At 67.7% G+C, this 13,402-nt stretch carries 12 protein-coding genes; 5 read left to right on the top strand and 7 right to left on the bottom strand.

Annotated elements, in window-relative coordinates; genetic code table 11:
* Positions 1-27: 27 nt before the first annotated feature.
* On the bottom strand, positions 28-288 hold the full coding sequence (locus AB0M24_RS24720) for a UBP-type zinc finger domain-containing protein (protein WP_363772198.1): 261 nt from the start codon (positions 286-288) through the stop codon (positions 28-30).
* A gap of 28 nt (positions 289-316) precedes the next feature.
* Between AB0M24_RS24720 and AB0M24_RS24715 the strand changes: the two genes are divergently transcribed.
* Positions 317-1,882 (top strand): Na+/H+ antiporter, encoded by a 1,566-nt coding sequence (locus AB0M24_RS24715; RefSeq protein ID WP_363772195.1) that lies wholly within the window; start codon positions 317-319, stop codon positions 1,880-1,882.
* Positions 1,883-1,950: 68 nt separating this feature from the next.
* A complete protein-coding gene (locus AB0M24_RS24710; protein WP_363772192.1) occupies positions 1,951-3,033 on the top strand; it encodes a glycerophosphodiester phosphodiesterase in 1,083 nt (360 codons plus the stop codon).
* Here the strand turns inward: AB0M24_RS24710 and AB0M24_RS24705 are convergent.
* From AB0M24_RS24705 to AB0M24_RS24690, 4 genes are read right to left on the bottom strand one after another with little or no spacing between them, the layout of a single operon-like run.
* A complete protein-coding gene (locus AB0M24_RS24705; RefSeq protein ID WP_363772189.1) occupies positions 3,023-4,144 on the bottom strand; it encodes an LLM class flavin-dependent oxidoreductase in 1,122 nt (373 codons plus the stop codon). The two genes, AB0M24_RS24710 and AB0M24_RS24705, sit on opposite strands and share 11 nt — an antisense overlap.
* On the bottom strand, positions 4,141-5,064 hold the full coding sequence (locus AB0M24_RS24700) for an ABC transporter substrate-binding protein (RefSeq protein WP_363772801.1): 924 nt from the start codon (positions 5,062-5,064) through the stop codon (positions 4,141-4,143). Before AB0M24_RS24700 ends, AB0M24_RS24705 begins: the two co-directional genes overlap by 4 nt.
* A gap of 13 nt (positions 5,065-5,077) precedes the next feature.
* Positions 5,078-5,779 carry an ABC transporter ATP-binding protein gene (locus tag AB0M24_RS24695; RefSeq protein ID WP_363772186.1) on the bottom strand — a complete coding sequence of 234 codons (702 nt, stop codon included), beginning with the start codon at positions 5,777-5,779 and terminating at the stop codon, positions 5,078-5,080.
* Complete coding sequence (locus AB0M24_RS24690; RefSeq protein WP_363772183.1) at positions 5,764-6,543, bottom strand: ABC transporter permease subunit; 780 nt, start codon at positions 6,541-6,543, stop codon at positions 5,764-5,766. Before AB0M24_RS24690 ends, AB0M24_RS24695 begins: the two co-directional genes overlap by 16 nt.
* A gap of 143 nt (positions 6,544-6,686) precedes the next feature.
* On the opposite strand from AB0M24_RS24690, the gene AB0M24_RS24685 reads away from it, so the two are divergent.
* A complete protein-coding gene (locus tag AB0M24_RS24685; RefSeq protein ID WP_363772180.1) occupies positions 6,687-9,059 on the top strand; it encodes a M48 family metalloprotease in 2,373 nt (790 codons plus the stop codon).
* A 1-nt stretch (position 9,060) separates the two neighbouring features.
* Here AB0M24_RS24685 and AB0M24_RS24680 read toward each other — a convergent pair whose 3' ends face one another.
* On the bottom strand, positions 9,061-10,350 hold the full coding sequence (locus AB0M24_RS24680) for an adenylosuccinate synthase (protein WP_112276682.1): 1,290 nt from the start codon (positions 10,348-10,350) through the stop codon (positions 9,061-9,063).
* Positions 10,351-10,418: 68 nt separating this feature from the next.
* Here AB0M24_RS24680 and AB0M24_RS24675 point away from each other — a divergent pair, with 68 nt between their 5' ends.
* Positions 10,419-11,069, top strand: a complete 651-nt coding sequence (locus AB0M24_RS24675) for a hypothetical protein (protein ID WP_363772176.1) — start codon at positions 10,419-10,421, stop codon at positions 11,067-11,069.
* 104 nt (positions 11,070-11,173) lie between these two features.
* On the top strand, positions 11,174-11,803 hold the full coding sequence (locus AB0M24_RS24670; RefSeq protein ID WP_363772173.1) for an HNH endonuclease family protein: 630 nt from the start codon (positions 11,174-11,176) through the stop codon (positions 11,801-11,803).
* Between the two features lie 159 nt (positions 11,804-11,962).
* Here AB0M24_RS24670 and AB0M24_RS24665 read toward each other — a convergent pair whose 3' ends face one another.
* Positions 11,963-13,123, bottom strand: a complete 1,161-nt coding sequence (locus AB0M24_RS24665) for an FUSC family protein (protein ID WP_363772170.1) — start codon at positions 13,121-13,123, stop codon at positions 11,963-11,965.
* Positions 13,124-13,402 lie beyond the last annotated feature (279 nt).

The raw sequence follows: 13,402 nt of genomic DNA, 5'->3' as shown, positions 1-13,402 counted from the left end.
AGGAAGTGCAAAGACTCTGGCAGCGGGTCACACGATGGCACTGTCCACATAGCACCAGCGCCAGTCCTCGCCCGGCTCGAACGAGCGCATGACCGGATGCTGGGACGAGCGGAAGTGCGCGGTCGCGTGCCGGTGAGGGCTCGAGTCGCAGCACGCCACGTGCCCGCAGGAGAGGCACATCCGCAGGTGAGCCCAGTTGCGCTCACCCAGAGCAAGACAGTCGACGCAGCCCTCGGTCGACTCGGGCGCCACCGAAAGGGGCAGCGCTCCCACGTGCGAACAGGTCATGCCGTCCAGTTTTACGCAGAATATGCGCATGGTCGGGCCTGAACTCCTGCTGCTGCTCCTCGGGGCGCTGATCGTCACGTCCATCGCGCGCCGCCTGAACTGGTCGGCGCCGCTGGTGCTGGTCGCCGTCGGACTCGTCGTCTCGTTCATACCGGGCGTGCCGGAGTTCGAGCTGGATCCGCATTTGATCCTGGTCCTGGTGTTGCCGCCGTTGCTCTACAGCGCCGCGCTGGACAGCTCGTACCTCAACATCCGCGCGAACCTGCGGCCGATCGGGCTGCTCGCGGTCGGGCTGGTGCTGTTCACGACGTTCGCGGTGGGCGTAACGGCGAAGCTCGTCTTCCCGGACCTCCCGTTCGCCGCCGCGCTCGTACTCGGAGCGGTCGTGGCGCCACCGGACGCCGTCGCGGCGGTAGCGATCGGGCGCAAGCTCGGCCTGCAGCGCAAGGCGATGACGTTGCTGGTCGGCGAGAGCCTGATCAACGACGCCACGGCGCTGACCGCGTTCAAGGTCGCGGTGGCGGCCACGGTCGGCGCGGCCATGCACCCGATCGTCGGCGTGGGCATGTTCGTGCTGGTCACGGTGGGCGGTATCGCGGTCGGGCTGGTGGTCGGCGTGGCGGTCCGCTTCCTGCGCAAGCGGCTCTGCGAGGGCGTGCTGGAAAGCGCGCTGGGGCTGCTCGTGCCGTTCGGGGCCTACCTCCTCGCCGAAGAGGGGCTGCACGCGTTCGACATCCAGTTCTCCGGCGTGCTCGCGGTCGTCGTGGCCGGCCTCTACGTCGGTCACCACTCGCCACGCGGCACCTACTCGACCCGTCTGCAGGACGCGGCCGTGTGGCGTTCGGCGGACGTGCTGCTGGAGTCGTTCGTCTTCGCGCTCATCGGGCTGCAGGTGTCGGCGATCATCGCCGACGTCGACCTGAACACCAGCCTGCTGCTGGGCGCGGGTGCCGTGCTGCTGGCGACGATCCTCGCGCGGTTCGTCTGGATGTACCCCGCCACCTACCTGCCCCGGATGATCTTCCCGAAGAAGCGGGAACGCGAGGAGCGCCCTCCGCACCTGGGCCAGGTGACGGTGATCGCGTGGGCGGGCATGCGCGGTGTGGTGACGCTCGCCGCAGCCGCCGCGATTCCGGTCGAGGTTCCGGGACGGGAAGTCATCCTGTTCTGCGCCTTCGTGGTGACGGTCGCGACACTGCTGTTGCAGGGCACGACGTTGCCGTGGGTGATCAACAAGATCGGCTTCGAGGGCGACGACGCGCGCAAGGACGCGCTGGCCGAGGCGCAGGTCCAGCACCGGGCCGCGCAGGCCGCGGTGACGAGGCTGGACGAGGAGATCGCCGACGTTCCCGAGCACGTCGCGGACCAGCTGCGGTCGTTGGCCGAACACCGGGGCAACGCGGCGTGGGAACGGCTTGGCCGCCAGGAGGAGGAAAGCCCCGCAGCCGCCTATCGGAGGTTGCGCCGAGCCATGCTGAGCGCGGAGCGTGACGAGTTCATCAAGGCGCGCGACGCGGGGGAGATCGACGACGAGGTCCTGTTCCGGGTGCTGCGTGAACTCGACCTGGAGGAAGCCGCTCTCTCCCGTGAATGAGGAGTTCACCTGCTCTTCGCATTGCGATGCTTGGGTGCGCTCTCAACCACAAAAGGGGAGGTCGAAGGATGTACCGGAGAGGTCTCGCCGCCGTCGTGCTCGTGCTCGCGGGCGCGGTTGTGGCAACCCTGCCGTCCGCTTCGGCGCACGACGACAAGGGCCCGATCGTCATCGGGCACCGCGGCGCGTCGGCGTACCGGCCCGAGCACACGCTCGCGTCCTACGAGCTCGCCGCCCGCATGGGTGCCGACTTCATCGAACCGGACCTGGTCTCGACCAAGGACGGCAAGCTGGTCGCCAGGCACGAGAACGAGATCGGCGGCACGAGCAACGTCAGCACCCTGCCGCAGTTCAAGGACCGCCAGAAGACCAAGGTCATCGACGGCGTGCCGGTCACCGGCTGGTTCACCGAGGACTTCACGCTCGCCGAGCTGAAGACGTTGCGCGCCAAGGAACGCATCCCGGCGATCCGACCGCGCAACACGCTCTACGACGGCCGCTTCGAGATCCCGACGTTCCAGGAGGTCATCGACCTCTCCAAGCGCCTGTCCCGCGAGCTGCACCGTGAGATCGGCATCTACCCCGAGACCAAGCACCCGACGTACTTCCAGTCGATCGGTCTCGCGCTGGAGCCGAAGCTCGTCGACACGCTGAACCGCAACGGTCTCAACCGCAGCAGCGCCAAGGTCTACGTGCAGTCGTTCGAGGTCGCGAACCTCAAGCAGCTCAACAAGCAGCTGCGCGTGCCGCTGGTCCAGCTGGTCAACGGTTCCGGTGCGCCGTACGACTTCATCGTCGCCGGTGACAAGCGGACCTACGCCGACCTGGTCACGCCGGCCGGTCTGCGCGAGGTGCGTTCGTACGCGGACGGCGTCGGCCTCACCAAGGACCTGATCATCCCGCGCGACGCGGCCGGCTTCCTCAAGCAGCCGACCACCGTCGTCAAGGACGCCCACAAGGTCGGTCTGATCGTGCACTCGTGGACGTTCCGCAACGAGAACTCGTTCCTGCCCGCGGACTTCCGGTCCTCGGTCGACCCGGCCGCGTACGGCCGGGCCTTCGAGGAGTACGAGCTGTTCTACAAGACCGGGCTCGACGGCGTGTTCGCGGACAACCCCGACACGGCCATCGAAGCCAAGGTCAAGCGCTGAGGACGAGCGTGCGGTCCTTGTCGAGCAGACCTCTCTGCTGCAACAAGGGCCGCACACCCTCGCCGAACCAGTATGCCTCTTCCAGGTGCGGGTAGCCGGAGAGGACGAACTCGCTGATGCCGATGGAGTGGTACTCCTCGATCAGGTCGGCGACTTCCTCGTGTGAGCCGACGAGTGCGGTGCCCGCGCCACCACGCACGAGCCCGATACCCGCCCACAGGTTCGGGTAGATCTCCAGGCCGCGGACACCACGGCTGAGGTCGCCGCCGTGCAGCGCCACCATTCGTTGCTGGCCAACGGATTCCGAAGCCCGCAGCTGTTCCTGCGCCTTCGCCACGGCTGCCGGGTCCAGCGCGTCGAGCAGCTTCGCGGCCGCCGCCCACGCTTCCACCGACGTGTCCCGGCTGATCGTGTGCAGCCTGATGCCGAACCGGATCGGCCTGTCCGTCAACGCACGGACCCGCGCGATCTTCGCCGCCACGTCCTCCGGCGGCTCGCCCCACGTCAGGTACACGTCGGCGTTGCGGGCAGCCACCGGCAAAGCGGCGTCCGACGAGCCGCCGAAGTAGATCGGCGGAACCGGGTCCGGCACGGCGAGGGTGGTCGCACCTTCGACCTGGTAGTGCTCGCCCTGGAACGAGTACGGCTTCCCGGTCCAGATTCCGCGCACGATCTGCAGGAACTCGTCGGTGCGCGAGTACCGCTGGTCGTGGTCGAGCCAGTCGCCGAACCGTTGCTGCTCAACGGAATCACCACCGGTGACGACGTTCAGCAGCAACCGGCCGCGCGAAATGCGCTGGTACGTCGAGGCCATCTGCGCGGCCAGCGTCGGCGAGAGCACGCCGGGCCGGAACGCCACCAGGAACTTCAGCGTCGAGGTCTGCGCGATCAACGCGGCCGTGGTCAGCCACGCGTCCTCGCACCACGTGCCGGTCGGCGTGAGCACGCCGGTGAACCCGACCTGCTCGGCCGTGCGCGCGATCTGCGCCAGGTAGTCGATGTCCGGCTCACGACGTGCCCCGGCAGCGGGCGCGCGCTGGGCGTGGAAGTGCTCCACGACCGTGCGCCCGTCGCCGGACGTCGGCAGGAACCAGTGCAGCGTCACGCTCATGCCAGATCTCCCTGGAACCTCGTGTCGACGAACTTCGCGAAGTCGACCTTGCCGGGCAACGTCCTGTCCTCGGTGAACGCGTCCGCGAGCTCCTGCTCGGACTTGATGAGCCTGTCGTCGATCTTCACGGCCTGGTCGCCGTTGCGGTTGACCGCGGCGAGCGCGACCTCGTACTTGAGGCCCGTCTCCGCGGACCAGGCCTTCGCCCACTCCTCGCGGTGCGTGTCGGCCCACTTCTGCGCCTTGTAGTAGCGGATCAGGTATTCCTTGATCGCGGGGTTCTTCCCCTTGTCGTCCAACGCCTTGCGGCCCGCGACCTGGAAGCCGTACCCGTTCGACAGGCCCTCGCCGGTGGCGAGCACGCGGGCTTTGGCCTCCTGCTGCGCCTGCGCGGTGTAGGGGTCCCAGACGGCCCACGCGTCGACCTTGCCCTGGGTGAACGCGCTGTAGGCGTCCGACGGCTGCAGGAAGTTCAGCGTGACGTCCTTGGTGGTGAGCCCTGCCTTGCGCAACGTCAGCAGCACCTGACCGTGCGCCGAACTTCCCTTGGCCACCGCGATGTTCTTGCCCTTCAGGTCCGCGACCGTCTTGAGCGGCGAGCTCTCCTGAACGAGGATCGCGTCGGCCTCGACCTGGCCCTGCGAGGCACCGACCGCGGCGATCTTGGCGTTCGCGGCGGCCGCGAAGATCGGCGGTGTGTTGCCGACGCCGCCGACGTCGATCGCACCGGCGGACGCGGCCTCCAGCAACGGCGGGCCGGAGGTGAACGTCGACCACTCGATCTTGTACGGGAAGTCGTTCAGCAGGCCGGCGGCGGTGAGCACGGACTTCGCACCGCCTTTCTGGTCGCCGACCTTGAGCACGACCTCGGCCGCCGGAGTGTCCTGCGCGGTCGCCGCACACCCGGTCGTGAACAAGATCGCAGCGAGCAGGCTAAGCAGCTGTTTCAACATCCACTCCCAGGTCGGCGAGCACGCGGGTGCGTTGCTCCACAACGGAAGCCCGGCGGCGCGGGCGGGGCAGGTCGACGTCGTGCGCGGCGACGATCCGGCCCTCGTCGAGCACGAGGATCCGGTCGGCCAACAGCAACGCCTCGTCGACGTCGTGCGTCACGAGCAGCACGGCGGGCCGGTGCTTGGCCCAGAGGTCCTCCACGAGGTGGTGCATGGCGAGCCTGGTCAACGCATCCAGCGCGCCGAAGGGTTCGTCCAGCAGCAGCACGTCGGGCTCGCGCACCAACGCCCGTGCGAGCGAAACCCGTTGTGCCTCACCGCCGGACAACGTCAGCGGCCACGCGTCGGCGTGATCGGGCAGCCGCACTTCCTCCAGCGCCTTGAGGGCGACCGCGTGCCCGTCCGGCCTGTGCAGGCCCAGCGCGATGTTCCGCCAGACCTTGCGCCACGGCAGCAGACGCGGCTGCTGGAACGCGATCGACACGGCGCCGGAGACCCGTGCCTCTCCGGTGATCTCCCGATCCAGGCCCGCGAGGATGCGCAGCAACGTCGACTTCCCGCAGCCGCTGCGGCCGAGCAGCGCCACGAACTCGCCGGGCGCTATCTCCAGGTCGACGTCGTCCAGCACGGTCCGCGCACCGAAAGCCTTGCGCAGACCGCGAACGATCACCGGGCTCGCCATCGCAGCACTCTCCTTTCCAGCAGGCGCACCAGTGCGTCGGTGGTCAGGCCGAGCAGCGCGTAGACCACGAGGCCGACGACCACGACGTCGGTGCGGAGGAACTCACGGGCGTTGTTGATCAGGAAGCCGAGACCGGAGCCGGCGTTGATCTGCTCGCCGACGATCAGCGACAGCCACGCCGTGCCGAGCGCGATCCGCAGTCCCACCAGGGTTTGCGGCACGGCGGACGGCAGCACGACGTGCACGACCCGTTCGATCCGGGTGTAGCCGAGCACACGGGCGGCCTCGACCAGGCCGGGGTCGGCCTGCCGGATTCCGGCGTGCAGGTTGAGGTAGAGCGGGAACGCCACACCGGCCGCGACCAGCGCGAGCTTGGGCTCCTCGCCGATGCCGAACCACAGGATGAACAGCGGAATCAGGCCGAGGTGCGGCAGCGTCCGCAGCATCTGGACCGGCGGATCCAGCAACGTCTCTCCCCACCGGGAAAGGCCCGACGCGAGACCCAGAAGAACGCCGATCACGCCACCGATGAGAAATCCGAAGAAAACGCGCCCGAGCGAGACCGCGAATGCCTCGCCCAATTGGCCGTCCGCGATCAGCTCACCGGCGGATTCGAGCACGGTGAGCGGAGAGGCGAGTTTGTCCGGCGACAGCAGCCCCGTTGAGCTGGCCACTTGCCACAGCAGAACCAGCGCTGCCGGGCTGAGCCAGCGCAGCGGTAAACGCTGGGGCAGCGTCCGTTTTCCCGCAAGTGAAAGGGCCACGGCCGAAGTACAGGCGAGCCCACGACGTGAGTCAACGACGCCCAAATCGTGAAAACGAGTCGGACATCGAGATAATCGGGATCCGGTGGTTTACATCCCAATGGCCGAGTGACAGCACCGGATCCACCACTCACCATTCGGACATGAACGAGGGGGAGAGATCGAGGGTGCCTTCCGGCACCACGCTCAGGTTCGCGTCGCTCGTGCTGCTGACGATCGCGACCACGTTGTTCGTCTTCGGCCACTACTCGGGCATGAACCTCGACGACGAGCACTGCCAGACCACCACCGGGCTCTACCTGACCTTCTCGTACTTCGTCGATCCTGACGAGTCGAAATGGGCCGCCTACCGGGCGTGCATGGCGGAGCTCGTCGTTCCGCACGCGCTGTGGCTCTCCGGCGGGTTCTTGCTGCTCTTCGCGGTCAGCCTGCTGATCTACGTCGCGAGCCCCTGGTGGCGCATCCGCAGACGAAAGCTCGTGCCCGTACCGGAAGAGCTGCACGACGCCCTCTCCGCAATGGCCGGTCTCTCACCCCCGACGTTCCTGCTCGACCCGACCAACGTGCGCGCCGGTGGTGCGGCGTTCGGCAACCACCGGCACAAGTACGTCGTGCTGAACGTCGGCATGCTCGCCCTGCACCGAACCGACGAGGCGACCTTTCGCGCCATCGTGCGGCACGAACTGGCGCACGTTCGGTCCGACATCACCACGACGTACGCGACTCTCGCGCTGTGGCGGGCGTTCGTGGTCGCGGTGCTGGTGCCGTACCTGCTCGTGCTGTTCGTGCTGTTCATGCTGTCCGGTATCGGCACCGGCGGTCTGGTGGCGAGGCTCGGAGCGTTGGTGGCGCTGGTGTTCCTCGCTCGCGTCGCGGTGCTGAGAGCGCGGGAACAGCACGCTGACGTGGTCGTGGCGCGCTGGGCCGGGTCCGCGGAGCCGTACCGCGTGCTGGAGCCCTCCGGCTGGTTGCGCCGCTGGTTCGGTCTGCATCCGGCGCCGAGCTCCAGGTCCGCGGCGATGCGCGACCCGGACTCGTTGCTGCGGCCGGGTTTCTGGGAGGTGCTGGGCTGCACGCTCGCGTTGCAGCTCGCGTGGTGGCATCTGCGCGCCGGACTGCACGCGCTGACCTGGTACCGCGCCGGCAACGAGTCGTTCCTCGTCCTGCGGATCGGCTGGGCGGTCGCGATCACCGCGCTGATCGGGCTGATCGCCTGGCGTGGCGCGGCATTCGGGGCCAGGCGCGGGGTGTTCGCGTTGCCAGGTCTCGCCGTCGGGCTCGGAATCGTGCTCGGCGAACGGCTGGAAGCCTACAACTTCGACCCCGTCACGCTGCCCAGCGCGATCGCCGCGCTGGCTCTCGTCGGCACGGCCACGTTGGTGACGGTGTGGGCCGGGTACAGCGCGACGCTCGTGCGCACCCGTTGGCACGCTTGGTATCTCGGTCTGTCGACCGGCGTGGTCACGTTCACGCTGCTGGGCTGGTTTCCCGAGGCCCGGTACGCGGGTGCGACGTGGCGCAACCACATCGATCCGGCCCTGAACCAGTCCGTTGTGGACGTTGTGATGGTCCCCTTCCTGCTGAACTTCAACCGAGTGCTGACCGTCGTGGCGCTCGTACTCGTCTGGCTTGTGCCGCTGGTGCTGCGCCGCGAGTTCCCCAAGCCCGCGCTGGCCGCCGGCGCCCTGGGAAGCGTGCTCGTGACGTTCGTGGTCGCGTCGCTCGACAGCTGGACGGACCCGTTGGTCGTCACGGCCTGGCAGATCGTCGCGGTGGTGGTCGTGCAGTTCGTCGTCGTGTTCGTGGCATCCCGGTGGGTGGACCGCATCGGCGCGTTGCTCGTGGCTTGGCTGATCGGGCTGGCCGGGACCGGGGTGATCTGGCTGACCCACCTGCAAGGCAACGCCGAGGTCGACAGCGTCCTCGCCACGCGCCCGCACCAGGTGCTGCCGTTGTTCGGCACGCTCGCGGCGCTCGCCGGAAGCCTGTACGCGGTGGGCCGCACCGAACGTCGGGGACGACCGTGGGGGCTGATCGGGCTCGCGGTCTTCTCGGTCGCCGTGGCGTCGTGGTGGCCGAAGGCTCCGGCCGCCACACCACTGCTGGCACCGGCTCCCACGAGCACCACGACGACAACTCCGGTGACCACGACGACAACTCCCGAGCCCGTGGATCCCGCGCAGGCGATGCGCATCTGGAAGAGGGACGGCGGCCTGGAGCGGCTGGCGACCGTGGAGCGGGCGAACGAGGCGCTGTGGGCCCAGGCGACTCCGGACAACGACGCCGCCCTCGAGCCCACCTGCGTGGCGCTGGCTCAGCTCACCGGAGAGCCGTTCTCACCGCCGCCCGACGCCGCGATCGGTGCGAAGTGGACGGAGACCATGCAGTCGCTGCACAAAGGCTCCCAGGCGTGCGCTGACGCCATCCACGGCCTGGTGAAGGACGACGGCACCATGGCCCGGGAACTGATCAAGGGCCGCGGCCAGCTGGCGGAGCTGATCACGGCCCTTCAGTGACCTAGCCCAGGACGTCGTGGCGGACGATCGTCTGGTCGCGGCCGGGGCCGACGCCGATCGCCGAGACGCGGGCACCGATGATGCTCTCCAGGTACTCGACGTAGGCCTTGGCGTTGGCCGGGAGCTCGTCGAACGTACGGCAGTGCGAGATGTCCTCGAACCAGCCCGGCAGCTCCTCGTACACCGGCACGGCGTGGTGCACGTCGGTCTGCGTCATCGGCATCTCGTCGACGCGGCGACCGTCCACTTCGTACGCGACGCAGACCGGGACCTTCTCCAGGCCGGACAACACGTCCAGCTTGGTGAGGAAGTAGTCGGTGATGCCGTTGACGCGCGAGGCGTAGCGGGCGATCACGGCGTCGAACCAGCCGGTGCGCCTGCTGCGCCCCGTGGTGACGCCGAACTCGCCGCCCTGCTTGCGCAGGTACTCGCCCTGGTCGTCGTTGAGCTCGGTCGGGAACGGACCGGAGCCGACGCGGGTCGTGTAGGCCTTCAGGATGCCGATCACCGTGCTGATGCGGGTCGGGCCCACACCGGAGCCGACGGTCGCGCCACCACTCGTGGGGTTCGACGACGTGACGAACGGGTAGGTGCCGTGGTCGACGTCGAGCAGCGTGCCCTGCGAGCCCTCCAGCACCACGATCTCGTCGCGGTCCAGCGCCTGGTTGAGCAGCAGGCGGGTGTCCGCGATGCGGTGCACGAAGTGCTGACCGCGCTCCAGCACCTGGTCGACGACCTGGTCGGGGTCGAGCGCCTTGCGGTTGTAGACCTTGACCAGCACCTGGTTCTTGAAGTCCAGGGCGGCTTCGACCTTCTGCCGCAGGATCTTCTCGTCCAGCAGGTCCTGCACGCGCACGCCGACGCGGGCGAGCTTGTCCTGGTAGGCGGGGCCGATGCCGCGCCCGGTCGTGCCGATCTTCGCCTTGCCCAGGTAGCGCTCGGTCACCTTGTCGATGGCCACGTGGTACGGCATGATCAAGTGCGCGTCCGACGAGATCAGCAGGCCGCTGGTGTCGACGCCCTTCTCCTCCAGGCCCGCGAGCTCCTCGAGCAGCACGCCGGGGTCGACCACGACACCGTTGCCGATGACGTTCTTCACACCGGGCGTGAGGATGCCGGACGGGATGAGGTGCAGGGCGAACTTCTGGCCGTCCGGGAGGACAACGGTGTGACCCGCGTTGTTGCCGCCCTGGTAGCGGACGATCCACTGGACACGCTCACCGAGGATGTCGGTGGCCTTGCCCTTGCCCTCATCGCCCCACTGGGCACCGATCAGCACGACGGCCGGCATGTGAAACTCCAAGCGCTTGGACTGGTTCGAGCGAACGCCGGTAAGCGAGGGTAGACCAGGAGATGACCGTGCACGGAATCGTGTTGGCCTGCGGAAACTCGCAGTTGCCAATGATCACTCAACGTGACGACGTCCACGTCGTTCCCGCCCGCCCCGGCAAGGACCACGTCGATCAACACCTGGACGCGGAACGGCTCGTCGTGGTGGGTACCGACGCCGATCTCGCCGCGGTCGGGGTTCGGTTGCTGCGCAAGGAGAAGCTCGGCTCGGTGACGCTCGGCTACGTGCCCGTGGGCGATTCGCCCGTTGCCTCGCTCTGGGGCCTTTCGACCGACCCGGCACGCGCGTTGGACATCGCCCTCAACGGTGACGTAGATCCCGTTCCGTTCGTGCGCGACGACGTCGGCGGCGTGCTGATGGGTCTCGGCGTGCTGTCACCGGTTCGTGGCGTCGGTTACAGCGACGCGGACAACACACTGCGTGGCCAGGCGTCACGGATCGAATGCACGCCGGACCCCGAAGGCGGCTTGGGCCTGGTTGTGCGAATTGTTAACAAACGCCTTCTCGGGTCCCGCGTCCGGGAAAGCCGTCCGCGCGCATTCCAGCTCGGCTGCCTGCCCACCACAGCCGTTTTGGATGGTCACAAGCATCCGCGGCCGGTCGACAAGTGGACCTGGTACCGCCACACCGAGGACTTGAGGCTGGTTAGGGGCGTGTAACCGTGCGCCTGTCATTCACTTGGGTGTCACCCAGGAGCATTGCCTAATTCCATAACGTGACAGAGGGTTGTCCCGATCACTTTCCAACAAGGAAGGTCGGGATGATGTCAAAAGTTAACCGAACCATTGGTGTTTCAGTTGCCGCTTTGGCTCTCACCATTGGTTTTGTTTCCCCTGCACTCGCGACACCGCCGAACATCCCCAGCGCCGCAACCGCGAAGTCCGAACTGGCCACCCTGACCGTCGCCGGCGAAGGCTCCTCGACCGGCTATTCACGCGACCTGTTCCCGCACTGGATCACCCAGTCGGGCACCTGCAACACCCGCGAGGCCGTGCTCAAGCGGGACGGCACCAACGTGGTGACGGACTCCTCGTGCGCGGCCACGTCCGGCCGCTGGTTCTCGCCCTACGACGGCGCAACGTGGACCGCGGCCTCCGACGTGGACATCGACCACATCGTGCCCCTGTCGGAGGCCTGGAAGTCCGGAGCGGCGTCGTGGACGACGTCCCGGCGCCAGGCCTTCGCGAACGACGTGTCCGGCCCGCAGCTCATCGCGGTCACCGACAACGTGAACCAGGCCAAGGGCGACAAGGACCCGGCGGCCTGGAAGCCTCCGCTGACGTCCTACTACTGCACGTACGCCAAGATGTGGGTGCGCACCAAGAAGAACTGGGGACTCACGTTGCAGAGTTCCGAGAAGACCGCACTGACGGGAATGCTCAACACCTGCTGATGAACACACTCTCCTCGCTTTTCGTGGCCGGCCCTGGTGGCGTGATGACCGACGAGGTCGGCGTCGTCACCGGGGACTTGGAGCTGTGCACGGAGCTCTCCGATGACGGAAAGCTGCGCGCGCTGGTCCGCTACGAAGGCGCGGAGGAGTGGTACGCGATCACGGGCGGTTCGTGCGTCCTGGCCGATCCTCGCGATCACGAGCCGGTTCACTCGCTCCTTCTCGGCCTGCTGAACCGGCCGGAGGGGTAAGGGGCGGCAACGCCTCCATCGCCTCACCCCGGCTCAGTCCCGTGGCCTGCAGCAGATCAACAGCCACACTGCGAATCTGAGCCAGCACGACCTTGGACGAGAACCCGTCCCCGCCGAGACGCCGCGCGGTGAGATCCCGCGCGGCGTTTCGCACGGCCTCCCTCGTATCTTTCGGCGTCCGCCCCTTCTCCAGCTCGCCCTTGAGACAATCAACGGCCTTCGCGTAGTCCTGCAACACCTCCGGCACACCGTCCGGAATCCGCTCACCGGCCTTGAGCGCCGCCATCGTCCGACGCGCCAGCACGCGAGTGTTGCGAATCGCGTAGTCCACCGGCCCAGCCGCAGTCTGATACCTGCTGAGCTCGTCCTTGGAACGCCACCGAATAGGCGCGATCCGCGCAATCTCACTACCGGTCTGCAGCGCCGACTTGTAGTCGTCGATCGTGGTCTGACTGTCGCGCAGCTCAGCCAACACCCCAGCCGCCTTGACCGCGTCCTTCTCGGTGAGCGCCTCAGCCAGATTCCGCAACGCACTGCTAAGGGTGTTCGTAAGCACCTTCAACTGCCGCTGAGCCACCGTCACAGGATTGGCAGGCAGCAACGCCGCCACCGCAAGCCCGACAAGCCCACCGGTCAGCGCGTCGATCATCCGATCAAACCCGCCACCGGCGCTAGGCGGCAGCAACGTGGCAACCAGAACAGCACTGCTCCCGGCCTGCAACGCGATGACCGACCCACCGTCCAACAACACCGCCGCCGACATCGCAAGCCCCACGACCAGCGCGATCTGCCACGGCCCGGACCCGATCCAGCTGATCAGCGCGTCCCCCACGCCCACACCGACCGAGACACCGACAACGAGCTCACCAACCCGCCGCAGTCGCTGCCCCAACGAAACTCCGAGACAGACAACAGCAGCAATCGGCGCGAAGAACGGGTGCTGGTGTCCGATCACGAGGGTCGCGACGACCCAAGCAAGACCCGCAGACAGGGCACTTTGGACGATCGGCAACGCAGCTCCGCGCCACCGCGAAAGCCCACGCCCGACCGCATCCCGAACCGCGCCCACCGCTCACCCCGTAGTAGTCCCGGCAACGCAGTCAGTCTTGATCCCACGCCCAAGGACCACAACCTGCAGGTACGCGATCTCACGCGAAGGCGAAGCCGAGCGAAGGCGAAGGCGAAGCCGAGCTGCCTTGGCGAAGCCGAAGGCAAGCTGCTTGGGCGACGGCGAAGCCGAGCTGCCCTTAGCAAACACTCTGGGTGGGGTGGGTCCCGTCACGAGTCGTGGCTGATCGTTGGCCGCGCCAGGTCAGGGGTGTCAACTCGACACGCTTTTCGTCGAGTT

Origin of the sequence: Lentzea sp. NPDC051838 (assembly GCF_040681245.1) — a bacterium.
Lineage (GTDB): Bacteria > Actinomycetota > Actinomycetes > Mycobacteriales > Pseudonocardiaceae > Lentzea.
This window is presented reverse-complemented; position numbering and strand designations above follow the sequence as displayed.